The following is a 25,139-nucleotide window of genomic DNA, read 5'->3' on the forward strand; positions in this document are numbered from 1 at the left end:
CCCCGTCCGCAGGCTTCGTGAGGGTCGCGGTCATCGGCCGAAGGCCTCGTTCCAACGCGCCTCGATGTCCTCACGCTGGGACCTCAGCTCCGGATCCCAGCCCCCGATGATGACATTGTCCTCTCCGACCGCGTCCTCGATCGCGGCCAGACCGTAGGGGCATTCGACGCCTGCACGGTAGGGCGTGAAGCCGCCCTTGCAGGCTTCCTCCTGGCCCTCGACCGAGAGCGCGTAGTTCATGAAGACCTTCGCGGCATTCGGATTCGGTGCCTGCGCGGTGATGGCCATCGCCCGGGGCACCAACGGCGTCCCGTCGACCAGATAGGTGTAGTTGAGGACCTTCGCGGCATCGCCGGTGATGAGCGGACGAACCGATCCCGACACGAAGAAGGACCCGGCGTAGGCGCCTTGCAGCAGCTTCTGAGAGAGATTGCCCGTTCCGGACTCCACGCCGGCGCTGGCGCCGAGCGCCTCGAGATGCTCCCACCCCTCCTCACCCGCACTGTTCACATAGCTCGCGGTGGCGAGGAAGCCGATCGCATTGGCGACATCGAGGGTGCCGATCTTCCCCTCCAGCTCCGGCGCCATCTCGGCGAACTCGGCCATGCTGGTGGGCTGCTGGTCCTCCGGCAGCACCGACTTGTTGAACAGGGCGATGACCGGGTCCTCCGACATCGCCACGACGCCGGGCGCCAGGTTGGCATAGTCGGGCAGGTTCGGCACATTGGGGTCCTCGTAGTCGAGGACATGTCCGGCCTCGACGAAGTCCTGCATGGTCAGCTGGTCGGAGGTCATGACGATGTCCGCCGTGCGCGCTCCGGTGGCCGACTCGGTGCGATAGCGCTCCGCGATCTGGGTGTCCTCCAGGTCGAGATTGCGCACCTCGATATTCGGATACTTCTTCTTGAACCCGGCGGCCAGCGGAGCCATGACCTCCTCATTGGCATTCGAGTAGAGCAGCACCGAGCCTTCCTCCTCCGCCGCGGCCACGATCTCGTCGCTCACGGGGGTCGGCGGAGCGGCCTCACCCGAGTCGACATCGGAGGTCGGACCGGCGGCGCCCGGGTCCTCCGTGCCTCCGCCGCACGCCGCGAGACTGATCAGACTGACGACCGCGACGGCGGCGGCAGCACGCTGGTGAAACCGCATGAGCACTCCTTGTTATTTGCTATAGCAACTGTGATGAGCCTGACCCGGCCCCAGTTCCGGCCGAAGCGCTCCCAGGGGAGATCTTCGTGATGTGGGTTACATGTTATTTGCTATGGCATAGCTGTCAAGAGCCAGTCTCTGCCTCGCCGGCGAGGCCGGTCGGTGGGTCGGCGAACTGCTCAGCGAACGGCGTCGAACCGGCCGTCGGGCCGACCCTTGGCCTCGATCCTCGAGTCATTCGAGGCCCGGCTGTGCTCGCGCATGATGCGCTCGGCCGCCTCCGGATCCCGCGATCGGATCGCCTCGAAGATCTCCCGATGCTGGCGAAAACGCCGAGCCACCGCCTCGGGATCGTCGGCGATCTGAGCGAGCACGAGGCGACGGCGCTCGTCGTAGTTGAACGCCTCGACCATGTTGAGCATGTGAATGAGGGTCGAGCTGCCGCTGGACCGATCGATCGTGGCGTGGAACTCCCGGAGAGCCTTGCCCACCGCGAGCACCTTGTCGTCACTGGGCTCGGACCAGTTGTAGTGATCGCTGAGCTCCTCAGCTCGCTCCAGCGCACGACGCATCTGCTCGATCTGCTGCGCAGACGCGTTCTCGGCAGCGAGCCTCGCCGCCAGCGCACGCAAGGTGTCCTCGATCATCGTGATCGCCAGCAGCTCATCGGCACCGAACTGCGTCACGCGCACCGATCGCGGCCCCTCGCGAGTCACGAGTCGATCCTGCTCGAGTCGACGCAATGCCTCGCGCACCGGCGTCGGGCTGATGTTCAGCGACTCCGCGAGACCCCGCTCGGTCACCTTCTCGCCCTGCTGCAGAACTCCCGACATGATCGCCTCGCGCACCGTGGAGTACGCCTGATCGCCCAGCGACGCCGACGTCTGGATATGCGGCAACTCGGCCATGACCATCCTCCTGCAAGTGCGACATCGACCGGCGCGAGACCCGCACGACCCGGCGGCGCCCATGCTATAGCATACGGCGATACCGGAGCACAGCGACGGAGCGGATGCTCAGGCGACCGCCTCCGCGGCGGCGCGACCGGCGACCCTGCCGGAGAAGAGGCATCCGCCCAGGAAGGTCCCTTCCAGAGCGTTGTAACCCATCATCCCGCCACCGCCGAATCCGTTCACCTCCCCCGCCGAGTACAGACCCGGGAACGGGGTCCCGTCGGCACGTAGACAACGACCTCTGAGGTCGGTCTCGAGGCCCCCGAGTGTCTTGCGCGACAGGATGTTGAGTCGTACGGCGATCAACGGCCCCGCCTTCGGGTCGAGGAACTTGTGGACACCGGCGGTGCGGCTCAGTTTGTCGCCGCGGTACCGCAGCGCCCCGCGGATGGCGGTGATCTGCGCGTCCTTGGAGTACTCGTGGTCGACCTCGCGGTCGCGAGCCTCGATCAGCTGTCGCAAAGGGGCCTCCTCGAGGACGGGACCGTCCGCGATCCTGTTCATCCCGGCGACCAGATCCGTGAGATTGTCGGCCACGACGAAGTCCTCGCCCCGCTGCTTGAACGCCTCGACCGGCCCCGGCGCGCCAGGACGGACGCGGCTGAGGACCAGCTTGACGTCACGGCCGGTCAGGTCGGGGTTCTGCTCCGAGCCGGACAGCGAGAACTCCTTCTCGAGCACCTTCTGCGTGAGGATGAACCAGGAATAGTCGTAACCGGTCGAGCGCAGGTACCGCAGCGTCCCCAGCGTGTCGAAGCCGGGAAAGTAGGGCGCCGGCAGCCGACGGCCGGTGGCATCCAGCCAGAGGGACGACGGGCCCGGCAGGATCCGGATGCCGTGGTTGTCCCAGATCGGATCCCAGTTCCGCAGACCCTCCACGTAGTGCCACATCCGATCGGGATTGATCACCATCGCTCCGGCATCCCGCGTGATGCCGAGCATCCGCCCGTCCACATGGGCCGGCACTCCGGAGACCATCGTCTTCGGCGGCGCACCCAGGCGTTCGGGCCAGGCCTCGCGCACGAGATCGTGATTGCCGCCGATACCACCGCTGGTCACGATCGTGGCCTGTCCGCGCGCCTCGAAGTCGCCGACGACCTCGCGGCTGCTGGCCCGGCCCCGATCGACCGCGCTGGGGACGAGGACCGCCCCGTGGACGCCGACCACTGCCCCGTCCTCGACGATCAGCCCATCGACCCGGTGCCGGAAGGCCACCGAGATCCGTCCCGTCTCCAGGTGGGCGCGGACTCGGCGCTCGAAGACCTCCACGACCCCGGGCCCTGTCCCCCAGGTGACGTGGAAGCGTGGAACCGAGTTGCCATGGCCATCGGCCCGGCCGTCGCCGCGCTCGGCCCACCCCACCAGCGGAAAGATGCGGTGGCCCAACTCGCGCAGCCAGGAACGCTTCTCCCCCGCGGCGAAGTCGACATAGGCCTCGGCCCAAGCGCGTGGCCAGCGGTCCTCGTCACGGTCGAACTGGGCGCTGCCGAGCCAGTCCTGCCACGCGAGCGCAGGGGAATCGCGGATTCCCATGCGGCGCTGCTCGGGTGTGTCGACCATGAAGAGGCCGCCGAGACTCCAGAAGGCCTGCCCGCCGAGGGACTGCTCCGGCTCCTGCTCGATGAGCAGGACGCTGCGGCCGGCATCCGCCGCCTCCGCGGCCGCGACCATGCCGGCCAGTCCCGCCCCTACGATGAGAACGTCTGCGTTCATGTCTCCCCTTCGATCGGATGATGGTCCGGCACCGGCGTGTCCGATGCCAAGCTCTCGGTCGCCTCGCGAACGCATGCCAACGTGCTGCCGAACGCGCGATCGCGACCGAAACGATGTGTCAGCGAGATGACGGGGAAGGACGCGGAGACGCCGGGTGTCATAGCGCCGACGATGGCCACGACCGGCACCTGGCTCGCCTGCGCGAGGGCGGCCACGCCGCCCACCACCTTCCCGGCGAAGGAGGTGGCGTCGAGCCGCCCTTCCCCCGTGATCACGAGCTCGGCGGTGCGCATGGCAGTGTCCAGACCGGATAGCTGCGCGACGTGGTCGAATCCTGGCACCAGCGTTGCGCCGAGACAGGCGAAGGCCCCGGCCATCCCGCCCGCCGCGCCGGATCCCGTCACTTCCTGGGGGTCGACCCCGTGGTCGTGGATCATCCGACGGCGCTCGCGACGCAACCGCTCGGTCAGCCGACCGATCATCGCCGCATCCGCCCCCTTCTGCGGGCCGAAGACCACGGCAGCATCCAGGAAGCGAGCGTCGACATCGACGCAGACGGTGAGTGCGCGACCGAGACCGGGATCCTGCCGCACCGCCGGCAGCAGCACATCCAGGGCGCCACGTCCGCCGTCGGTGCACGCGGAGCCGCCGAGACCGATCACGATGTGGTCGGCGCCGGCCTCGCGCGCCGCGCGCACCAGCTCTCCGGTCCCCCGGGAGTTGGCGTTCCACGGATCGTTGCCGGCGTCGCCCCCGGCGAGCAGCAGTCCCGAGGCCCGCGCGCTCTCGATCACCGCGAGCCCACCCTGGTCCGCGAACCAACCTGCTTCGACCGGCTCGCCGAGCGGACCCGTCACGCTCGTCCGACGATTGGGGCCGCCGACGACGTCGAGCAACCCCTCCCCGCCGTCACTGGTGGGGAAGAGCCGGGTCTCGATGCCGTGACGATCGGCGACCTCCGCGATTGCAGTCGACAGCTCCTCCTGGGTAGCGGTGCCGCGGAACTTGTCGATCGCCACCACCCAGGTCATCGTGTCTCGACTCGCAGCGGCACCCGGAACTCCCGCACGGTGGGGTGGTTGACCCGGAAGGCTGGCTGCCCCGCGAGTGCATGGACGAGTTCGACCGCGCCCTCGCGCCCGGCGGCGTCACGCGCCTCGACCGTCTGACCGGCCATGTGCGAGTAGACGGTGATGCCTTCGATGCCGCGCAACACGCTGTCCGCGGGCAACGGCTCGATCTCACAGACGTCGAGTGCCGCACCGGCGATATCTCCGGAGCCGACCGCCGCCGCGAGGGCGTCCTCGTCGATGATCGCCCCGCGCGCGGTGTTGACGACGATCGCCGTCGGCTTCATCAGCGCCAACGCCCGCGCATCGATCAGATGCCGGGTGGCCGGTGTCAGGGCCGTGTGGACGGAGACGATGTCGGCGCACGCGAGCAGTGGGTCCAGGTCTGTGAACTCGACCTCCGGCGCCTCGGCCCGGATCTGTGGACCCACGCCGCTGTGGCACACCACCGTCATGCCGAAGGCCCGTGCCAGCGGCACCACGGCGCGGGCCGCGGCGCCGAATCCGATCAGCCCCAGGGTGGCGCCACGCAACTCGTGGCCGTCCGTCCGAGGCCACTCGCCCCGGTCGACTCCCGCGGCCAGCTGGGTGAGGTGCCGCGATGCCGACAGCATCAGCCCGATCGTGAACTCGGCGACCGCGTTGGCATTGATCCCGGGCAGATTGCTCACCAGGATGCCCAGCGCGGAGGCCGCCTCGACATCCACCGAGTCGTACCCCACCCCGGTGCGGACGATCGCCTTGAGCGACGACGAGGACGCGAGGACATCGGCGGTCAGCCGCTCATTGGCGACCAGCGCGCCATCGACACCGTCGAGGATGCGGACCAGCTCGTCGGCGTCTCGCGGGCCCCGCAACGGCTCGTGGATCGTCTCATGGCCGTGCTCCCTGAGATACCGATCGACGGCATCGCCCGGACGGAGGTAGTCGGTGGTGATGAGGATGCGGGACATCGGGTGCTACTCGCTTTCGTCGAGAGGGTTCAGAGAGAGGGAGGGATGACGATGGCCAGCCAGGCCAGGACCGGTGCGACCACCGTGACCAGTCCGGTGTACGCCAGCATCCGGCGCTGGAAGACCTGCCGATCGGGCACCTTGGCCTGGGAGAGGACCACGGCGCCGTTGGTGGAGAACGGGCTCACATCGACGATCAGGGAGATCACGGCGATCGAGACCACCAGCCCCGCTCCGGCCACGCCTCCGTCGGCCACCAACGGAAAGGCCAGCGGCAGCGCGACCCCCACGGTCCCGATGGAGGACCCGAAGGCCGAGAGGATGCCCACGACGAACAGGATCATCAGCGCGGCGAGGAGCGGTGAGCCCAGGGCGGCGGCAGCATCGGCGACGGCCTGGATCGTGCCGTTCGCCGTGAGGACGGCCATCAGCGTGAGCATCCCGCCCACCAGCAGCACCACTCCCCAGCCGATCTCGTCATGTGCCGCGGTGTGGGCTCGGGGCGCCAGCAGAAGAAGGACCGTCGCGACGAGCAGAGCGGTCGCTCCCACGTTGATCTCGAGGAACGCGCCGACGACGAGCGCGACGATCCCCGCCAAGGTAGCGGCGCGGATCCAGGTGAGCCGGAGCCGCTCGCCGGTGAGGATCGAGAGGTCGCCATCGGTCGCCGCTTCCTCCGGGATCGGCTGCCTGAGGCCCCGGCCGAGCACCGCGTACAGCACCAGCGCGAACAGCAGATTGAGCACGAGCCCGGCGGCGAAGAGCTGGACCGAGCCGACGGCGATATCGGCTCCCCCGGCGATCTCCCGGGTGAAGTTCGCATAGACCGTCACCGGTGACAGCGAGGCCGCGAGCGCCCCGTGGCTGAGCATCATCGCCATCAGCAGCGGGCTGATCTGGAAGCGCCGTGCCATGGACATCGCCGCGGGCGCGATCACGCTCACTGCGAGCACGAAGCCGAAGGACATCAGGATGCCCGCGACCACGAAGATCAGCCACGGCACGGCCCACCGCCGCTCGCCGACGAGTCTCAAGGAGGCCTGGATGAACAAGTCCATCGTCCCGTTGACGTGGGCGATCCCGAACAGCAGCGTGATGCCGACGATCAGGATGAGGATGTCGCTCGGGAAGGCTCCGACGATCTCCTCCCCGGTGAGACCGGAGGCGAGGCCGAGAAGCAACGCTGCCGTGAGCGCGAGCACGCCCATGTTGATCGGCAGCACGGTCGCCGCCGCGAAGACCAGGATGAGGACCACGATCGAGATGAGCTCCAGCACTGCGTCGGGTCCTTCCGTCCGGTGCCGCCACCGTTGTGGCGGCAGTCACAGAAGGTATCGGCGCGACCGAGCACCTGTAACCCCCTTCTGGCGAAAGGTGATCTTTCAGTCGGCCATCCGCAACCGTCCGGGCAGGTGCTCGGCGAGGAAATCGATGGCCGCCGTCACCCGCGCGGGAACGTGATGGGTATCGGCGTGCAGGGCGTACACGTCCGCGCTGGGCGTGGCCACCTCGGTCAGGACCTGTACGAGCCGACCCTCCGCGATCAACGGACCCACGTGCCACCACGACCGCATGATGAGTCCGTGCCCGTCGAGTGCCCACGCGGTCACCGCATCGCCGTCATTGCTCGAGAGCGTTCCGTCGACGCGGACGCGGAACTCGTCGGAGCCGTCGCCGAATCGCCAGAGCGCGTAGTCGCTGTAGTTCTCGCGCAGCAGGATGCAGTTGTGCTCGGACAGCTCCTGAACCGTGGTGGGAGCGCCGAACCGGCTGACGTACTCCGGCGATGCGCAGACCACCCGGCGGTTGCGCGCGAGTCGGCGGATCCGCAGCGTGGAGTCGTGCGTCGAACCCACGTGGACGGCGACGTCGAACTCGCGTCGATGCGGGCTGACCGGCAGCGGGGTGGTCGTGAGCTGCACGTCGAGATCGGGATGCAGCGAGGCGAACTCGCCGAGCAGCGGAGCGACGTGCGTGCGTCCGAGGCCGAGCGTCGACTCCACCAGGAGTCTGCCCCGCAGCTCGGTCGATTGACCGGCCACCTCGTCTTCGAGCCGCTGGATGTCCGCGAGGATCGGATCGATCCCTTTCGCGAGCGCGGCTCCCTCGGAGGTGAGGACGAGCTTGCGCGTACCGCGATCGACCAGGCGGACCCCCAACCGTCGCTCCATCGCCGCGAGCCGCTTGCTGACGACCGGCAAGGAGCACCCCAGGTCCCGTGACGCCGCCGTCAGCGTCTCGCTCGTCGCGATGACCGCGAAGAACTCCAGCTCGTCGACCGAACCGGGCACGACGATCACCTCTCCCTGGTCTCGACTCCTGCGCCGAAGCTTTCTCGACGCGAAACTCTACCTTGCCTCAAGAGCTCTAGGACCGGGGTGAGCCCGTTCACTACGTTGAGAAGCCCGCCGGGACCTCCGGCGGACAACGACCATGTGAAGGTGGGCCGCTAGGTGTCACATAGTTACCGCATCGCCGTCATTCCGGGCGACGGCATCGGAGTCGAGGTCGTGCCGCAAGGACTTCGGGTGCTGCGACGGGCGGCGGAGCTCTTCGGCTTCGAGATCGACGCGGAGGAGTTCGACTTCGCCAGCGCCGCCTACTACCGCAGACACCAGACGATGCTGCCGCCGGACTGGCGGGAGACGCTCATGCAGTTCGAGACGATCTTCTTCGGTGCCGTCGGCTGGCCCGAGGTCGTACCCGACCACGTCTCCCTCTGGGGGAGCCTGCTGAAGTTCCGCCGTGAGTTCGACCAGTACGTCAACCTGCGGCCGGTGCGGCTCCTCCAGGGAGTGACCAGCCCCCTGCGCGACCGCTCGCCGGCGGATATCGATTTTTACGTCGTTCGCGAGAACACCGAAGGTGAGTACTCGAGCATCGGCGGGCGGATCTTCGAGGGGACCGAGCGCGAGACGGTGCTCCAGGAGACGGTCATGACACGCGTCGGAGTGGACCGGGTGCTGGCCTACGCCTTCGAGCTCGCCCGGCGCCGGCCCGCGAAGCACCTCACCTGGGCCACCAAGAGCAATGGCATCTCCATCTCGATGCCCTACTGGGACGAACGCGCCGAGGCCATGGCCGCCCGCTATCGCGATATCCGCTCCGACAAGTACCACATCGACATCCTCACCGCGAACTTCGTGCTCCACCCCGAACTGTTCGATGTCGTGGTCGCGAGCAACCTGTTCGGCGACATCCTCTCCGACCTCGGCCCGGCCTGCGCGGGAACGATCGGCATCGCGCCGAGTGCCAATATCAATCCCGAGGGCACCTTCCCGAGCCTCTTCGAGCCCGTCCACGGCTCCGCACCCGATATCGCCGGCCAGGGCATCGCGAACCCGATCGGACAGATCTGGAGCGCGGCCATGATGCTCGATCACCTCGGCGAACACGATGCCGGTGAGGCGATCGTGACGGCGATCGAGTCCGTATTGGCCGATGACACCGTTCCCAAGACTCCCGATCTGGGAGGGGACGCCACGACGGTCGAGCTCGGCGCGGCCATCGCCGATCGCCTCCGCGCGCCCGCCGCATCGCCCGATCTCGACGGAGGTGTCTGACGTGGACCTCGATCCGATCCGTCTCGAAGTGCAATGGGACCGCCTGTCCGCGGCGACCGACGAGGCCGCCTCGATCATGCTCCGCTCGGCGTTCTCCACGATCATCCGCGAGTCGAACGACTACACGGTCGTCATCATGGACCGACGAGGTCGGACCATGGCGGAGACGCGTGCCGGCATCCCGGCCTTCGCCGGTCTCATCGGGACGCTGACGGAACTGCTGTTGGAGACCATGCCTCCCGAGTCGTGGTCCGAAGGCGATCGCGTCATCACCAATGATCCGTGGATCGCGACCGGCCATCTCCCCGATGTCGCCATGATCGCGCCGCTGTTCCACGAGGGCGCGCTCGTCGGTTTCACCGGGACCGCCGCCCACCTCCCCGATATCGGCGGAGGCACCGGCCTCAGCACGGAACTCACGGCCGAGGGCGTGCTCATCCCTCCGATCCACCTCTACCGCGCGGGGGAACTCAATGCCGAGGTGAAGACCCTCCTGCTGGCGAATGTCCGGCTCCGCGACCAAGTCTGGGGCGACCTGCAGGCGCAGGCAGCCGCACACGAGGTCTGCCGCCGACGCGCCTCGGAGTTCCTGGAGGAGTTCGAGGAGACGAGCTTCGACGACTTCGCCGATGCGGTGCATCTGCTCACCGACCAGGCCATGCGATCGGCCATCGGGGACATCCCCGACGGCATCTACCGTTCTGAGCTCGATGCCGATGGCGTGCCCGGGCACCCGACCCATATCGCCTGCACCGTCACGATCGCGGGCGACGAGATCACCATCGACTACACGGGGACGTCGGCACAGGTCGACTTCCCCACCAACTGCACCATGAACTACACCCGCGCCTACTCGATGTACCCGCTCAAGCTGGTCCTCGATCCTGCCACCCGCACGAACCACGGCTCCTACCGCGCCATGACGGTGACCGCCCCGGAGGGCACCATCGTCAACCCCGCCTTCCCGGCCCCGGTCGTCGCCCGGCACCTGACCGGGCACCTTCTCTCGTCCGCCATCTACCGTGCTCTCGCGCCCGTCCTGCCCGAGCAGATCATCGCCGACAGTGGGGGCGCACCCGCCCTCCGCGTCCGCTTCAGCGGACGGGACGATGCCGGCGAGCCGTTCGCCCTCATGCTCTTCGCCAATGCCGGGATGGGCGCATCGTCTCACCGGGACGGGCTCGCGACCACCGCCTTCCCCACCAACTCCGGCAGCGGGAGCATCGAGGCGCTGGAGGCATCGTCTCCGTTGCGCGTCCTCCGCAAGGAACTGCGCCGGGACTCAGGGGGAGCCGGGACCTTCCGCGGAGGACTCGGCCAGGTCATCGAGGTGGAGAACACCACCTCCCGACCCGTCCAGATGGCGCTGCTGGGCGACCGCCAGGCCCATCCGGCTCGCGGGGTCCTCGGCGGGGGCGATGGCGCACCCGCGGCCGCCGTGCTCGGTTCCGGGGAGACGGTCCCGCTCAAGTCGGTGACCTCGTTGGCCCCCGGAGAGACGGTCGTCATCTCGTTCCCCGGAGGCGGCGGCTACGGCGATCCTGACCTGCGCGACCCCGATCTCGTGACCCTCGACGAGGCCATGGGCTATGTCAGCGCGGCCATCGACCGGACGGAGGCCCCGGCATGAGCACCGGAAACGTCCGCATCGGCGTCGACGTCGGCGGCACCTTCACCGATCTACTCCTCCACGATCCCTCTCGTGCGCTGACCTGGACCGGCAAACTGCCCACGACGCCGGAGGCGCCGCACGTCGCGATCACCGACGGCATCGCGCGTATCCTCCGTGAGACCGAGACCCGGCCCGGTGATGTCGCCGGTGTCGTCCACGGCACCACGCTGGTGACGAACACGGTGCTGGAACGGACCGGTGCACAGGTCGGCTTCCTGACGACCCGGGGTTTCCGCGACATCCCCGAGATGGGCCAGGAGATCCGTTTCGACACGACCGATCTCTTCGCGCGCCCGGCACCACCGCTGGTACAGCGCGACATGCGGCTCGAGATCGGCGGACGCCTCTCGGCCCAGGGACAGGAACTCGAACCGCTGGACGACGAGGAGGTGCTGACGCGGGTCGCCGTCCTCCGGGAACGGGGAGCCGAGGCCCTCGCCGTCTGCCTGCTCCACGCGCATGTCGATCCACTCCACGAGCTGCGGGTGCGCGACCTGGTCGCGAAGAAGTTTCCCGACCTGCCGGTGACACTGTCGGCCGAGGTCGCACCGGTCATGCGCGAATACGAACGCGGCAACACGGCCTGCATGAACGCCTATGTGCAGCCGCTGATGGCAGGCTATCTGGACCGGCTCCGCGTCGAGCTCGACGCCATGAGCATCGCGGCACCGCTGCGCATCATGCTCTCCGGTGGCGGCATCACGACACTCGACGAGGCCAAGGCACACCCCGTGCGGCTGCTCGAGTCCGGTCCCGCCGCCGGGGCGATCGCGGCCTCCGCCGTGGCCCGCTCCGTCGCTGCCGATCGCGTCATCTCGTTCGATATGGGCGGGACCACCGCCAAGATGGCGATCGTGCATCACGGCCGGCCGCGGGTCACCCACGACTTCGAGGCGGGGCGTGTCGACAAGTTCAAGCCGGGATCGGGTCTTCCGGTCAAGCTCACGGTGGTCGACATGATCGAGATCGGATCCGGCGGCGGTTCGATCGCCAGTCGGGATCGACTCGGCCTGCTGAAGGTCGGCCCACGCAGCGCGGGCTCGGTTCCCGGCCCGATCGCCTACGGCCGCGGCGGCACGTCCCCGACCGTCACCGATGCCGATGCCTGGCTCGGCTTCCTCGATGCCGACAACTTCCTCGGCGGCGAGATGCACCTGGATCTGCCGGCGGTGGAAGCGCGCCTGGAAGCCGGGTTGGCACAGGAGCTGGAGCTGAGCCCGCTGGAGACAGCAGTGGGCATCGAGAGGGTCGTCACCGAGAGCATGGCCGCCGCCACCCGAATGCACCTGGCCGAGAAGGGCCTCGACCCGTCCGACCACACCCTGCTCGCCTTCGGCGGCGCCGGACCGGTCCATGCCTATGCCCTCGCCAAGGCCTTGAAGCTGTCACGACTGATCGTGCCGCTGCGTGCGGGCGTCATGTCGGCCTACGGATTCCTCGTCGCGCCGCCCTTGGTCAACGAGGTGCGGAGCCACCAGTCGGAGGTCACCGAGCTCGATTGGGAGCACGTCCGCGCACTGTTCGATGACATGGAGCGACGGGCCCGGCATGTCCTTGGCGACGACGAGATCGACCTGGAGTTCACCGCCGACATGCGCTACGTCGGACAAGGCTTCGAGATCGAGGTGCCCCTCCCCGCGGGATGTCTCGACGGCGGTGGCACGCTACCGCTCCTCGCTGCCTTCGCGGAGGCGTACCGAGCGGTCTTCGGACGGGTCGTCGACGAAGGACGCATCGAGGTGGTCGCCTGGCGCCTCACGGCGACGAGCCCGAGTGCCGACTTCGGCCTCGGCATGGAGTCGACCGGAGGGAAGCCGTCACGCGGCACCCGGACGGTCCACCTTCCGGAGACGGGAACGGTCGAGGCCTCGGTCTACGACCGTTACGCGATGCGGCCCGGCGACGTGGTCGTGGGCCCGGCGGTGTTCGAGGAACGCGAGTCCTCGTGCGTGATCGGTCCCGATGCCACCGCCGTCGTCGACGAGGGGCTCAACCTGCTCGTCTCGATCGGCTGACCTCGTGGCCACGCAGCATCCGCGACTCGACCCCGTGGTCGGCCGGCTCCTGGGGACCCCGGATCCTCAGGCCGAGGCGCCATCGCTCGCGTCGCTGCGATCCCGCGGTACCCCGCCCTCCCCTCGGGATGACGCGTACGACACGATCGCGCGGCTGGAGGGGGGAGATCGACCGGTCCGCGTCTATCGCCGTCGACGTGATGACTGCATCATCGTCTGGTTCCACGGCGGCGGGTTCGTGAAGGGCGATCTCGACAGCCAGGACGGCCAGGCGCGGATGGTCGCCGATGTCACGTCCCGCACCGTCGTGTCGGTCGACTACCGGCTGGCCCCCGAGCACCCGTTCCCGGCGGCCTACGACGACGCGGTCGGCGCGATCCGGTGGGTGCAGGCCCAGGGCGCGGGGCTGCTCGGCCGGGCCGCGACGCCGCGCGTCGCCGTCGCCGGTCCGAGTGCCGGCGCGAACCTGGCCGTCAACGCTGCCCTCGCCCTCAGCGGCACCCCCTCCGCTCCTGTGGGCCTCCTGCTCGCCTACCCCGTGCTGGGCGGCCCGGCCGAGCTGCCCTCACGTCGCGAGTTCGCCCACGGGCCGGGGCTGACGACCGGGGCACTCGACTGGCTCCTCGAGCAGTACCTGACCGACCCAGCGGACCGGAGGGACGTGCGCTTCACACCCCTGCTGTCCGATCGGCTGTCGTCCCTGGCACCCGTGGTCCTGCTCGGTGCCGGCCTCGATCCGCTGCGAGACGATGCCCGGGTCTTCGCCGATGCGCTTCGCGCGTCCGGCGGCCGGGTCGTGCAGTTCGAGGAACCGACGCTCCCGCACGGCTTCTGGAAGTTCGCGCCCTCGGCTCCGGCCGCAGGACGAGCCGCCAGGGCGATGTGTCTGGCGTTCCGTGCCGTTCTCGATGATCCCGAGGGCTGACCCCGGCTATCCCGCCTCGCCCCTGGCGCTGCCTGCCCAATTTGCTATAGCATATGGCAATGCTCTCGCGCCGCGCTCGCTCACGACGGGGCCCCTCCACTTTCGCGAGCCTCCGGACGCCGAACTATCGCATCTACGCGGGAGGCGCCCTCGTCTCGAATATCGGCACCTGGTTGCAGCGCATCGCCCAAGACTGGCTGATCCTCGCGCTCACCGGAAGCGGCACGATGCTGGGCATCTGCACCGGCCTGCAGCTACTGCCCTCGCTGCTGCTGACACCGTGGGCCGGGGCGATCGCCGACCGGTGGCCGCGGCGACGGATCCTGCGCTACACCCAGATCGCCATGGCGCTGCCCTCACTGGTGCTCGGAACCATGGCCGTCACGGGACGGGCGGAAACGTGGCACGTACTGGTGCTGGTGGTGGTCTTCGGCACGGCGGCAGCGGTCGATGCCCCCGCACGGCAGTCCTTCGCGACGGAGCTCGTCGCCCCTCACCACATCGCGAACGCTGTCGCGCTGAACTCCGCCTCGATGCACTCCGCACGGCTGATCGGTCCGGCGATCGCCGGGCTGCTCATCGCCGCCCTCGGAGGCGGTATCCGAGCGACCGGATGGGTGATCGTGATCAACGCGGCGAGCTACGGCGCGATGCTCGCGGCGCTCTGGGCCATCGACCCGGCGCGGTTGCACCGGTCCGGCCCCCTGTCCCAAGGACAACGAGCCGGTGTCCGCGAAGGTCTCGACTATGTTCGGTCCCGCCCCGATCTGCTGTTCCTCCTCGGCTGCGCACTTGTCGTGGGTGTCGCCGGCCAGGCCTTCCAGACCCTGTCACCGCTCATGGTGACGGAGGTCTATCAGCTCGGTCCGAAGGAGTACGGCATGGCGGCGACCGCCGCCGCCATCGGCTCGCTGGCCGGAGCGCTGGCGGTGGCCCGTTTCGGCGGCCTACGGCTCGGAGGCGTGGCGGCGGCCGGTTTCGCCTTCGGGGTCCTGCAGATCATCGCCGCCCTCATGCCCGGATACCTGGCCTTCGTCCTCGTGCTGCCCTTTCTGGGGCTCTCCTCCTTGGCCATGATCACGGCGGCGAATGCGACGATCCAGACCACCTCCGAGCCGCGGATGCGCGGACGTGCCGTCGCCGCCTTCCTCATGGTGCTGATGGGCGGTGCGCCGATCGGCGCACCGGTGCTCGGCTGGCTGGCCGAAGAGACCGACCCGCGCATCGCCATGCTCGCGGGAGGCTCTCTCACCCTCGCGATCATGGCGCTGGCCACCGCCGGATACGCCCGCTCACGTGCTCAGCCCCCGGAGCGCTCACTCGATCTCCATCGCGATCCACCACCCCACCCACCCACCCGGAAGGACCCTCGATGAACCTCGCCGAACAGCTGGCCCGCTACACCTGCACCCTGGATGCCGATGCCTTGCCGCCGGAGGTCGTGCAGTGCGTGAAGGATCGCGTCGTCGACAGCCTCGCCTGTGCTCTCGGTGCCTACGGTGCATCACCGGTGGAGGCGGCGCTGCGTGTCGCCCAGGAGGTGCCGGCATCGGAAGCGAGCATCCTCGGAACCACATCGCGCACCACCTCCGACCTGGCGGCCTTCGTCAACGGCAGCCTCATCCGCTTCCTCGACTACAACGACGGGTACATGGCCAAGGAGCCGGGCCATCCCAGCGACAACATCACTGCCTGTCTCGCGGTGGCCGAAGCGGAAGGCGCCTCCGGGCGGGATCTCATCGCGGCGATCGTGGTGGCCTATGAGATCCAGATGCGCTGGCAGGAGGCCGTCGGGCTCAACCGCCGCGGCTGGGATCACGTCAACTTCGTGCTCATCAGCGTCGCCGCCGCCGCGTCGCGGCTGATGAACCTCAGCGAGGCACAGACGGCGCAGGCCATCAATCTGGCATTGAACGGCCATATCGCGATGCGTCAGGTCCGCTCGGGAGAACTCTCGGACTGGAAGGGGTGCTCGGCAGCGAACGCGGCACGCAATGCCGTCTTCGCCGCACGACTCGCTCGCGCCGGGATGACCGGTCCCTCGCCGATCTTCGAAGGCGACATGGGCTTCTTCCGGCAGGTGACGGGCGGCGAGGTCCGCGTCGAGGTCGATGGCTTCGCCCGACAGCCCGGTGACGACTTCCGCATCCTCGCATCGAAGATCAAGCCCTTCCCCACCAATGGTGAACTCCAGACGGCGGTGGCCGCCGCCATCCAGCTCAGGCCCCGGGTGCGCTCGCTCGAACAGATCGTCGCGATCGAAGTGGACACGACCGACATCGCACACCGGATCACCGCGAGCGACGAGGAGAAATGGAATCCGACCACCCGGGAGACGGCCGATCACAGCCTGCCGTACAACGTCGCCCGCGGCCTGCTCGACGGTGAGCTCACGCTCGCGTCCTTCGATGACGAACACATCGGCGACCCGCGGGCCAGAGCGCTCATGAGCTGTACGACGGTGCGCGAGGACCCGGCACTGACCGCGCTCTTCCCCGAACATCTGGCGAACCGGGTCACGCTGACCCTCGACGACGGAACGACACTGACCCAGGAGGTCATCTCACCGGAGTCGAACGCACCTCTGCGTGCCCTCGTGACCTCGGTCGAGGCCAAATTCACTCAGATGGCGGACGGCCGGCTGACCCCGGAGGCCCAGTCCCAGGTGCTGTCCTTCGTGGCCGGGCTGGAAGAACGCTCGGACTTCGCCCCGCTCTTCAGCGCGATGGTCCCCGGCCAATGCTGAGGTGACGACGGGGTCGGGCGAGAGACTCGCGCGAGAGCACTCGGCAAAGATCTACCAGCCCGAAGACGACTATTGAGCATTCGGCCGCCATTCTATTGAGCATTCGGCCACCATGTTCAGTCGAGGGATTCGGAGAGCTCGAGCCAGCGTTCCTCGAGCCGGGCGATCTCGTCCTCGACCGTGCGCAGCTCCTCGGTATGACGCTGCAGACCCTCGTAGTCGCTCTGGTCGTGCGCGGCCAGCCGGGCGTGGAGCGCGTCGACACTCGCCGAGAGCTTCTCCATCCGGCGCTCCACGGAGGCGATGTCCTTCTGCACCGACCGTCGTTCGGCACCGGACAGCCCCGACTGTTCGGACTGGGATACGCCGCGCGGTGCCCCCGACGCGGAGTCCCGCTCCTGTTCCTGTTTCTCGCGCAGGACCAGATACTCGTCTACTCCGCCAGGGAGATGGCGGAGCCGGCCGTCGAGGATCGCGTACTGCTGGTCGGTGACCCGCTCCAGCAGGTACCGATCGTGCGAGACCACCAGAAGCGTGCCCGGCCAGGTGTCGAGCAGATCCTCGATCGCCGTGAGCATGTCGGTGTCCATGTCATTGGTCGGCTCGTCGAGGATCAGGACATTGGGCTCGGCGAGCAGGATGAGCAGCAGCTGCAGACGCCTACGCTGCCCGCCGGAGAGATCCTTGATCGGGGTCGAGAGCTGCTGCGTGCGGAACCCCAGCCGTTCCAGCAGCTGCCCGGGTGTCAGCTCCTTGCCGCCGGCGACATAGGTGGCCCGCTGACGGCCAACAAGGTCGCTCACCCGCTCCTCGGCCACATCGTCCAGCTCGTGCAGGGACTGGCTCAGCACGGCCACCTCGACGGTCTTGCCACGCTTGACCCGGCCACGGCTGGCGGCCACACCGCCGGTGACGAGGCCGAGCAGGGTCGACTTGCCCGCTCCGTTGACGCCGAGGATGCCCGTACGCTCCCCCGGCCCGATCCGCCACTCGATATCGCGCAACACCGGACGCCCGTCGGGAAGGTCGACGTCGACATCGAGAAGGTCTACGACGTCCTTGCCCAGCCGCGCCGTGGCGAGCTGGGTCAGCTCCACCCCGTCGCGGACCGGGGGCTCCCGACCGATCAGCTCATTGGCCGCGTCGATCCGGAACTTCGGCTTGGACGTGCGCGCCGGCGCGCCACGACGCAGCCAGGCCAGCTCCTTGCGCATCAGGTTCTGCCGGCGGGCCTCGCTCGCGGCGGCCTGCCGGTCCCGCTCGACGCGTTGCAGCACGTACGCCGCGTACCCGCCCTCGAAGGCGTCGACGGTGCCGTCGTGGACCTCCCAGGTCGTCGTGCACACCTCGTCGAGGAACCAGCGGTCGTGCGTGATGACCGCCAATGCGCCGCTCCCCGCGGGCCACCGTTGCCGTAGATGACCAGCGAGCCACACCACGGCGTCGAGGTCGAGATGGTTGGTCGGCTCGTCCAGCACCAGCACGTCCCAGGACCGCGCCAGCACACTCGCCAAGGCGACCCGGCGACGTTGACCGCCGGAGAGCTCGCCGATCCGCGCCTCCCATGCGACATCGGGAGGCACGAGTCCCGACACGATGTCACGCGTCCGGGCGTCGCCGGCCCACTCGTGATCGAGGGCATCGCCGACGACCGCATCGCGCACCGTCGCCGCGGGGTCGAGGACATCGCTCTGGTCGACATATCCGACCGCGAGGTCCCGCCGCCAGGTCACGCGTCCGGAGTCCGGTTCCAGCTCGCGGGCAAGGACCCGCAGCAATGTCGACTTGCCGTCGCCGTTGCGGCCGACGACTCCGACGCGGTCGCCCTCCGCCAGGCCGAGGGTGACGTCGCGCAGCACCGGTCCTGCCGTCGGGAAGGCCACGTGGACCTTCTCGGCGACGATCAGCGGTGGCATCAGCGCACCACCTTCGCTCCCGGTCGGGGCCCCGCGGCCGTCAGCACGACATCGGCTACCTCGGCCCCGCGCAGAATCTCCGCGAGATCGTCGGCGGCGATCTCGTCGCGCACGAGGAACGCCAGCGTGGGCCCCGACCCGGACACCAGTCCGCCGACGGCTCCCGCTTCGAGGCCGAGGGCGAGCACACCCGCCAGCTCGGGGCGCAGTGCGAGTGCCGCATCGGCGAGATCATTGACCAGCGCCCCGCCCAGCACCTCCGGATCGCCGTCGCGGAGCGCCTCCAACACATGCTGTGTGGCCTCCCCGAAGGTCCCTGATCGTCCGCCGAGGCGATCGTGCTCCTCATAGACCTCGGGCGTGGACATGCCCTCGGCGAATGTGGCGAGAACCCAGTGGAAGTGTCCACGTGCGAGCACCGGGGCGATCTGTTCGCCACGACCCGTCCCGACTGCGGTCGACCCATGCAGCAGGAACGGCACATCGCTGCCGAGCTCCGCGGCGATCGGCTCCAGCTCGGCGCGACTCAGGCCCCCCTGCCAGGCCTCGTTGCACGCGACCAGCGTCGCCGCGGCATCGGCGGAACCGCCGGCCATGCCGCCGGCGACCGGAATCCCCTTATGGATCAGGAGATCGGCACCGAGCTCGGGTCGGCCGAGATGCGAACGCAGGCGGTCCGCCGCCCGGATGGCCAGATTGCTCTCATCGCGCGGGACATCGGTGCGCTCGCGCAGTGAATCGGCATCGAGCACACGCACCGCGAGCACCGCATCGTCATGGGGTGTCGCCGTGACCTCGTCGTACAGCGACACGGCGTGGTAGACGGTCGAGAGGGCATGGAAGCCGTCGGGACGGCCCGCACCGACCTCGAGCACGAGGTTGATCTTGGCCGGAGCGCGAACGGTGACGGGGAGCACTGCACCAACCTACGGCACCCCACGATTTCCGCGAGACGTGGTGAGCGGCTCAACGCCCCGCGCTACGCGCCTCACTGCGCACCGTGAGCGCCACGCCGATCCAGGTCGCTCCCAGCAGCACCGCGTAGATCCCGGTCATGAGGACCAGCGTGCCCGCCCCGGCGACCGGGTCGAGCGTGAACAGCAGGCCGAGCAGCACGCTGAGCACGCCCGAGACGAGGGTCCACCCCCACGCCCGACCACCCTCACGACGTCCCTCGATCGCACCGAAGATCGCGAAGAAGCCGGTGACGAGCGCCCACGCCGCGATCACGAGCACCATCGCCAGCAACGTCGTCTCGGGGTAGCGCAGGGCGATGACGCCGATGACGATGCCGAGGAGGCCGTTGAAGACCACCCACCCCCAGGACGTCCCCCGGGTCGCGATACCGCCGACCACGGCGACGATGCCGTCGACGACGCTGAACACGCCGAAGATGATGAGCAGTGCCGCGAGCGTGCTGACCGGCGCCACGACGGCCACGACGCCGAAGATCAGCGCGAGGATGCCGCGGGCCAGCATGAGCCACCAGATCGTCGTCGCGAGCGAGCGGACGGGCGAGGAATCGGCGACGTGGGACATGACGGCCTCCCGGCGATCGGACGGAAACTACGTGTCGCTACTACACGGAGCGTACGCCGTCTCAGGCCGTGAATGCGGCAAGCCGCGCGAAATCCTCGACCGTCAGCTGCTCGCCGCGGGTCCGCGGGTCGATCCCCGCCGCCCGCAGCGCCTGCTCAGCCTGCTCGCCCCCGCCGAAGTGGGACGAGAGCGCCGCCCGCAGGGTCTTGCGTCGCTGCGCGAAGGCGGCGTCGACCAGAGCGAAGGTCCGCCGACGATCGGCCTCGGGCGGTGTCCGGCGCGTCACTCGGACGAGGGCCGAGTCGACATTCGGCACGGGCCAGAAGATCGTCCGCCCCACCGTTCCGGCGAGTTGCACATCGCCGTACCACCGCGCCTTGACGCTCGGCACGCCGTAGGTGCGCGAGCCGGGCCCCGCGGCCAGACGATGGGCGACCTCGGCCTGGACCATGACGAGCACCTCGCGCAGCGAGGAGAAGGTCTCCAGGAAGTGCAGGAGGACCGGCACCGACACGTTGTACGGGAGATTGGCGACGAGTGCCGTGGGCGCGGGTCCCGGCACGGTGTCGATGCGCAGGGCATCGGCGTGGACGATCTCCAGCCGATCCGACCGCTCGGGAGCGAACTCGCGCGCCGTCTGCGCCAACCGGCCGGCCAGGACGTCATCGACCTCGACGGCCGTGACGTGATCGGCCACCTCCAGCAGACCCAGGGTGAGCGAGCCGAGGCCGGGACCGATCTCGACGACGGAGTCGTCTCGATCGATCCCGGCCTCACGCACGATCCGGCGGACCGTGTTGGCATCGGTGACGAAATTCTGTCCCCGCTGCTTGGTGGGTCGCAATCCGACCTCGGCGGCGATCCGCCGGATGTCCGAGGCGCCCAGCAGGCGCACCGGGCTGGTCAGCGCAGACCCAGCTTGGCCGAGCAGGCGGGCCACTGGCCCCAGCCCGACTGCTGCTGCAGGATCGTCGCGCGGTGGATCTGCTCCTCGCGGCTGTTCTCGTGCGGCAGACCCGATCCACCGACCGCCCGCCACGTCTGCGCGCTGAACTGCACGCCGCCGTAGTAGCCATTGCCGGTGTTGGCGGCCCAGTTGCCACCGGACTCGCACTGTGCGAGCTGGTCGAACACGCTGTCGCCGGGCACGGCGGGGGCGTCCGAGCCGGCGGGCTCGGGCTCCTTGGTGCCGTGCTTCTCGACCCGCGACACGGGTTCACGGGTCGTGCTGCGCGAGACGACCTCACGCTCGCGGACCTCGCCATCGGCGAGGACGAGGTTGACCTCCTCGGAGGCCTCGCCGGCCTCGCCCTCGGTCACGACCTCCTTCTCGCCCTTCTCGAGCTCGCCGTCCTCGGTGACCTCGGTCTCGAAGTCGATCGGGACGGACTCGGTGCGCGTGACCTTCTCGATGCGCACGACCTTCAGCGCGGTGTCCGCGGCGACGAAGCTGTCGACACCGGGATCGACCTCGTCGTCCTCGTCCAGCTTCACGCCGGCCTCGTCGAGTACATCGCCCACGGTCGGCTTGTTGGTCTCGACCTCGGTGTCCTCGCCATCGGCGGTCACCGTGAGGGTCTTGGGATTGCTGACGACGATCTCCTCGCCGAAGCGATTGACATTCTCATCGACATCCGAGGACAGGTAGGCACCCTTCTCGGGCGTCACCTCCAGGTCGTCGAGGAGGTCGCCGACGGTCGTGGCGTAGCTGACCTCATCGGTCGACTCGCCGTCGACCACGACGGTGACCGGCTTGGCGTAACGCACGGTGACCGTCGCGTTGTTCTCCACCGTCTCGTCCAGCTCATGGGAGAGCTTGTCCTCCTGGCGGGGCTCGACGCCCTTGCTCGCCAGAAGCTCGTCGACCGTCTCCGCGGACGTACGGGTCTCGGTGACGACGCCGTCGACATCGAGCGTGACGCGCTTGTCGAAGTCAGCCGCGGCGACGAGTCCTGCCGTCGCCATCAGGACGACCAGGACGGCCGCGACCATCTTCAGCACGTTCTTCGGATGAATCTCTGGGACCGAAAACTGCACGAATCAAACCTCAACACATTCCGTTGACAACCTGTCCACCTTGAACGAGGCTGCCACGGCCCGTCAAGTCCGTTGACCACCATGCGAAGCCCACGGGCCGCCGAAGGCACGGCTCGTGTTCTCGTCGATCTGCCGGCACAGCGACACCAGATCGAGGTCCAGGACGTCGGCGATGCGCCGCACGGTATGGGGCACGAGGAAGGAGGCATTGGGACGTCCGCGATAGGGCTCCGGGGTCAGGAACGGCGCATCGGTCTCGACCAGGACGCGATCGAGCGGAGTCACCCGGAGCGCCTCGCGCAGGTACTCGGCGTTCTTGAAGGTGACGGTACCGGCGAAGGACAGGAAGGCCCCGCGTTCCAGGCATTCCAGGGCGAACTCCGGCCCCCCGGAGAAGCAGTGCATGACCACGCGATCCGGGATCCCGGTGTCGTCGAGGACCGCCAGCACATCGTCATGGGCGTCTCGATCGTGGATCACGAGGGTGCGGTCGTGACGCGTGGCGATGGCGATGTGCTCGCGGAAGGACCGCTGCTGACGCGGGCGTCCCTCCGGCCCGGTCCGGAAGTAGTCGAGCCCCGTCTCCCCCACAGCGCGCACCGCCGGGTCGGCGGCCAGCTCGTCGATGCGCGAGAGTGCGCCATCTAACACCGAGTCGTCCATCCGGGCGGCGTCATTGGGGTGCATCGCGACCGCGGCGACCACCGCGTCGTGCTCGCGGGCGGCCTCCACGGCCCACTCGCTGCTCTCCAGATCGCATCCCACCTGGACGATGCGGGTGACCCCGACGGCGGCGGCGCGATCGAGGGCCTCCTCGACCGGGATCAGCAGACCGCCCTTGATCCGGTGATCGAGGTGGCAGTGGTTGTCGACGACCGGCGCCGGCAACGGTGCCGGCGCCTCCGGCCACCCTTCGGTGACCGTCATCGGACAGCACCCGCGAGATGATCTGCCGCACACGTGGTCTCGATACGGCTCGCGCGCGGAGCGCACTCACCTACTCGACCACCGAGAACCCCCGTCGACCCCTCGGTGGTCGAGTGCGACCGCCCTTCGATACACCGCCTCGTTCCTCGGCGGCACTCAGGAACCGAGATCCCGGTTCCTGAGTAGCGGTGAGGAACGAGCCGCGTATCGAAGGGCGTGGCTACTCGACCACCGAGGGGTGAACCGAGGCTCATGCGTGGTCCAGTTCGAGGCGGGGGAAGAGCGAGGGCACCTTGGTGATGGTGGTGCCTGCCGGGAGCTGTCCCCACCGGCCGGCATCCGCGAGGGGCTGGTCGGCGAGCGCGCCGAGCGACTCCTCCGCGCCGAGCGACTCCCAGAGCGCCGCGCACGCCTTGGGCAGCACGGGGTTGAGCACGACCGCGAGCACGCGCAGGCCCTCCGCTGCGGTGTTGAGGATGGTCGCCAGGCGCTCGCTCTGCTCGTCGTCCTTGGCGACCTTCCACGGAGCCTGCTCGGTGAGATAGCCGTTCAGGGACTCGACGATCCGCCACACCTCGTTCATCGCGTCCTGAGGAGCGACACGGTCGATGGCTGCATCCGCCGCACCGACGGCGGCGCCGATATCGTCGATCAGCGCCTTCTCCGGCTGGCTGAACGGGCCGGCCTCGGGCAACTGCCCGCCGTGGTACTTGCCGATCATCGCGGCGACGCGGGACGCGAGATTGCCGAAGCCGTTGGCGAGCTCGGCGTGGTAGCGGGCGCCGATGTCCTCCCAGGAGATCGACCCGTCGCTGCCGAAGGTCAGGGCGCGGCTGAAGTAGTAGCGGTAGGCGTCGGAACCGAAGGTCTCGACGATCTCATTGGGGTGGATGCCGTTGGCCTTGCTCTTGGACATCTTCTGACCGCCCACGAGCAGCCAGCCGTGCGCGAAGACACGGTGCGGCACCGGCTGACCGGCGGCCATCAGCATCGCCGGCCAGATCACGGCGTGGAAACGCGCGATGTCCTTGCCGACGATGTGGATGTCGGCCGGCCACAGCTCCTCGAAGCGCTCCGGATCGACGCCGTAGCCCGCGGCCGTGACGTAGTTGAGCAGCGCCTCGATCCACACGTACAGGACGTGCGAGGAGTCCCACGGGACGGGGATGCCCCAGTCGAAGGTGGACCGCGAGATCGACAGATCCTTCAGGCCGCGCTTGACGAATGAGACGATCTCGTTGCGCGCCGACTCGGGCTGGATGAACTCCGGGTGCTGCTCGTAGAGCTCCAGCAGGCGGTCGGCGTAGTCGCTGAGCCGGAAGAAGTAGTTCTCCTCGGTCATGTACTCGACGCGGCTGCCGTCGAGTACGGAGATCTTGAAGCCTTCGTCCTCGCCCTCACCGTCGCGGACATCGTCATCGCCGACGAACTCCTCGCTGCTGACGCTGTACCAGCCCGAGAAGCCACCCTTGTAGACCGCGCCGCGGTCGTAGAGGTCCTGCCAGAAGGCCTGCGCGCCCTTCTCGTGACGCTCCTCGGTGGTGCGGATGAAGTCGTCATTGGCGATGTCGATGGTGCGCAGCATCGGCTTCCACTCGTCCTCGACGAGGCGGTCGACCCATTCCTGCGGCGAGACGCCGTTGGCATCGGCCTTGCGCAGCACCTTCTGGCCGTGCTCGTCGACGCCGGTGAGGTACCAGACCTTCTCGCCGCGCTGGCGGTGCCAGCGCGACAGGATGTCGCCCATGACCGTCGTGTACCCGTGCCCGATATGCGGTGCGTCGTTGACGTAGTAGATGGGCGTGGTGACATAGAAGGTCCGGTCGGTGGCCATACGTCCCAGTCTAGTGAGGCCCGCCCTGGACCGAGATGTGCTCCCACTTCGTCAACGCGGCGTCCTTTCGATCGACGAATACCCAGCACATCTCGGTCCGACGTGGGGCTCGCCATACCCGATCGGC

20 protein-coding genes are annotated in these 25,139 nt (G+C 68.7%); 6 read left to right on the top strand and 14 right to left on the bottom strand.

The window, feature by feature from the left end; genetic code table 11:
- Positions 1–30 precede the first annotated feature (30 nt).
- The 7 genes from JL108_RS00835 to JL108_RS00865 form a co-directional block, all read right to left on the bottom strand.
- A complete protein-coding gene (locus tag JL108_RS00835; protein ID WP_205196489.1) occupies positions 31–1,149 on the bottom strand; it encodes an ABC transporter substrate-binding protein in 1,119 nt (372 codons plus the stop codon).
- 179 nt (positions 1,150–1,328) lie between these two features.
- Positions 1,329–2,057, bottom strand: a complete 729-nt coding sequence (locus tag JL108_RS00840) for a GntR family transcriptional regulator (protein WP_205196490.1) — start codon at positions 2,055–2,057, stop codon at positions 1,329–1,331.
- A gap of 108 nt (positions 2,058–2,165) precedes the next feature.
- Positions 2,166–3,815: an FAD-binding dehydrogenase gene (locus tag JL108_RS00845; protein WP_205196491.1), complete on the bottom strand. Its 1,650-nt coding sequence runs from the start codon at positions 3,813–3,815 to the stop codon at positions 2,166–2,168.
- Positions 3,812–4,846, bottom strand: coding sequence for a glycerate kinase (locus tag JL108_RS00850; RefSeq protein ID WP_205196492.1), 1,035 nt, complete (start codon positions 4,844–4,846; stop codon positions 3,812–3,814). The genes JL108_RS00845 and JL108_RS00850 overlap by 4 nt, the downstream gene beginning before the upstream one ends.
- Positions 4,843–5,838: a phosphoglycerate dehydrogenase gene (locus JL108_RS00855; RefSeq protein WP_205196493.1), complete on the bottom strand. Its 996-nt coding sequence runs from the start codon at positions 5,836–5,838 to the stop codon at positions 4,843–4,845. Before JL108_RS00855 ends, JL108_RS00850 begins: the two co-directional genes overlap by 4 nt.
- Before the next feature lie 29 nt (positions 5,839–5,867).
- Positions 5,868–7,115, bottom strand: coding sequence for an SLC13 family permease (locus JL108_RS00860; RefSeq protein WP_205196494.1), 1,248 nt, complete (start codon positions 7,113–7,115; stop codon positions 5,868–5,870).
- 105 nt (positions 7,116–7,220) lie between these two features.
- Positions 7,221–8,129: a LysR family transcriptional regulator gene (locus JL108_RS00865; RefSeq protein ID WP_205196495.1), complete on the bottom strand. Its 909-nt coding sequence runs from the start codon at positions 8,127–8,129 to the stop codon at positions 7,221–7,223.
- 162 nt (positions 8,130–8,291) lie between these two features.
- On the opposite strand from JL108_RS00865, the gene JL108_RS00870 reads away from it, so the two are divergent.
- Genes JL108_RS00870 through JL108_RS00895 form a run of 6 tightly spaced genes read left to right on the top strand, consistent with a single transcriptional unit; the run spans position 8,292 to position 16,759 of the window.
- Entirely contained in the window at positions 8,292–9,401 is a 1,110-nt protein-coding gene (locus JL108_RS00870; protein ID WP_205196496.1) for a tartrate dehydrogenase, read from the top strand.
- 1 nt (position 9,402) lies between these two features.
- Positions 9,403–11,031, top strand: coding sequence for a hydantoinase B/oxoprolinase family protein (locus tag JL108_RS00875; protein ID WP_205196497.1), 1,629 nt, complete (start codon positions 9,403–9,405; stop codon positions 11,029–11,031).
- Complete coding sequence (locus JL108_RS00880; protein ID WP_205196498.1) at positions 11,028–13,088, top strand: hydantoinase/oxoprolinase family protein; 2,061 nt, start codon at positions 11,028–11,030, stop codon at positions 13,086–13,088. Before JL108_RS00875 ends, JL108_RS00880 begins: the two co-directional genes overlap by 4 nt.
- Positions 13,089–13,092: 4 nt before the next feature.
- A complete protein-coding gene (locus JL108_RS00885; RefSeq protein ID WP_205196499.1) occupies positions 13,093–14,013 on the top strand; it encodes an alpha/beta hydrolase in 921 nt (306 codons plus the stop codon).
- 59 nt (positions 14,014–14,072) lie between these two features.
- A complete protein-coding gene (locus tag JL108_RS00890; RefSeq protein ID WP_205196500.1) occupies positions 14,073–15,389 on the top strand; it encodes an MFS transporter in 1,317 nt (438 codons plus the stop codon).
- On the top strand, positions 15,386–16,759 hold the full coding sequence (locus tag JL108_RS00895; RefSeq protein ID WP_205196501.1) for an MmgE/PrpD family protein: 1,374 nt from the start codon (positions 15,386–15,388) through the stop codon (positions 16,757–16,759). The genes JL108_RS00890 and JL108_RS00895 overlap by 4 nt, the downstream gene beginning before the upstream one ends.
- Before the next feature lie 116 nt (positions 16,760–16,875).
- Here JL108_RS00895 and JL108_RS20105 read toward each other — a convergent pair whose 3' ends face one another.
- From JL108_RS20105 to metG, 7 genes are all read right to left on the bottom strand, one after another.
- Positions 16,876–18,675 carry an ABC-F family ATP-binding cassette domain-containing protein gene (locus JL108_RS20105; RefSeq protein ID WP_205196502.1) on the bottom strand — a complete coding sequence of 600 codons (1,800 nt, stop codon included), beginning with the start codon at positions 18,673–18,675 and terminating at the stop codon, positions 16,876–16,878.
- Positions 18,675–19,592 (bottom strand): 4-(cytidine 5'-diphospho)-2-C-methyl-D-erythritol kinase, encoded by a 918-nt coding sequence (locus tag JL108_RS00905; protein WP_143913754.1) that lies wholly within the window; start codon positions 19,590–19,592, stop codon positions 18,675–18,677. Before JL108_RS00905 ends, JL108_RS20105 begins: the two co-directional genes overlap by 1 nt.
- A 49-nt stretch (positions 19,593–19,641) precedes the next feature.
- The gene (locus JL108_RS00910) at positions 19,642–20,214 is read right to left on the bottom strand and encodes an HdeD family acid-resistance protein (protein WP_143913753.1); all 573 of its coding nucleotides are present in this window, start codon (positions 20,212–20,214) and stop codon (positions 19,642–19,644) included.
- A gap of 61 nt (positions 20,215–20,275) precedes the next feature.
- A complete protein-coding gene (rsmA, locus tag JL108_RS00915; RefSeq protein WP_205196503.1) occupies positions 20,276–21,154 on the bottom strand; it encodes a 16S rRNA (adenine(1518)-N(6)/adenine(1519)-N(6))-dimethyltransferase RsmA in 879 nt (292 codons plus the stop codon).
- Positions 21,118–22,251 (bottom strand): resuscitation-promoting factor, encoded by a 1,134-nt coding sequence (locus tag JL108_RS19665; protein WP_205196504.1) that lies wholly within the window; start codon positions 22,249–22,251, stop codon positions 21,118–21,120. The genes rsmA and JL108_RS19665 overlap by 37 nt, the downstream gene beginning before the upstream one ends.
- Before the next feature lie 63 nt (positions 22,252–22,314).
- Positions 22,315–23,178, bottom strand: coding sequence for a TatD family hydrolase (locus JL108_RS00925; protein WP_205196505.1), 864 nt, complete (start codon positions 23,176–23,178; stop codon positions 22,315–22,317).
- Between the two features lie 250 nt (positions 23,179–23,428).
- Complete coding sequence (metG, locus tag JL108_RS00930) at positions 23,429–25,012, bottom strand: methionine--tRNA ligase (RefSeq protein WP_205196506.1); 1,584 nt, start codon at positions 25,010–25,012, stop codon at positions 23,429–23,431.
- Between the last annotated feature and the right edge of the window lie 127 nt (positions 25,013–25,139).

The organism is Aeromicrobium sp. YIM 150415 (assembly GCF_016918125.1).
GTDB classification, from domain to species: Bacteria; Actinomycetota; Actinomycetes; order Propionibacteriales; family Nocardioidaceae; genus Aeromicrobium; species Aeromicrobium piscarium.

What these genes read in the sequence shown, in the direction of transcription:
- JL108_RS00890 (WP_205196500.1), top strand. Translation starts at nt 14,073, where the DNA reads ATGCTCTCGCGCCGCGCTCGCTCACGACGGGGCCCCTCCACTTTCGCG.
- JL108_RS00880 (WP_205196498.1), top strand. Translation starts at nt 11,028, where the DNA reads ATGAGCACCGGAAACGTCCGCATCGGCGTCGACGTCGGCGGCACCTTC.
- JL108_RS00895 (WP_205196501.1), top strand. Translation starts at nt 15,386, where the DNA reads ATGAACCTCGCCGAACAGCTGGCCCGCTACACCTGCACCCTGGATGCC.
- JL108_RS00835 (WP_205196489.1), bottom strand. Translation starts at nt 1,149, where the DNA reads ATGCGGTTTCACCAGCGTGCTGCCGCCGCCGTCGCGGTCGTCAGTCTG.
- JL108_RS00840 (WP_205196490.1), bottom strand. Translation starts at nt 2,057, where the DNA reads ATGGCCGAGTTGCCGCATATCCAGACGTCGGCGTCGCTGGGCGATCAG.
- JL108_RS00850 (WP_205196492.1), bottom strand. Translation starts at nt 4,846, where the DNA reads ATGACCTGGGTGGTGGCGATCGACAAGTTCCGCGGCACCGCTACCCAG.
- JL108_RS20105 (WP_205196502.1), bottom strand. Translation starts at nt 18,675, where the DNA reads ATGCCACCGCTGATCGTCGCCGAGAAGGTCCACGTGGCCTTCCCGACG.
- metG (WP_205196506.1), bottom strand. Translation starts at nt 25,012, where the DNA reads ATGGCCACCGACCGGACCTTCTATGTCACCACGCCCATCTACTACGTC.
- JL108_RS00845 (WP_205196491.1), bottom strand. Translation starts at nt 3,815, where the DNA reads ATGAACGCAGACGTTCTCATCGTAGGGGCGGGACTGGCCGGCATGGTC.
- JL108_RS00855 (WP_205196493.1), bottom strand. Translation starts at nt 5,838, where the DNA reads ATGTCCCGCATCCTCATCACCACCGACTACCTCCGTCCGGGCGATGCC.
- JL108_RS00925 (WP_205196505.1), bottom strand. Translation starts at nt 23,178, where the DNA reads ATGACGGTCACCGAAGGGTGGCCGGAGGCGCCGGCACCGTTGCCGGCG.
- JL108_RS00910 (WP_143913753.1), bottom strand. Translation starts at nt 20,214, where the DNA reads ATGTCCCACGTCGCCGATTCCTCGCCCGTCCGCTCGCTCGCGACGACG.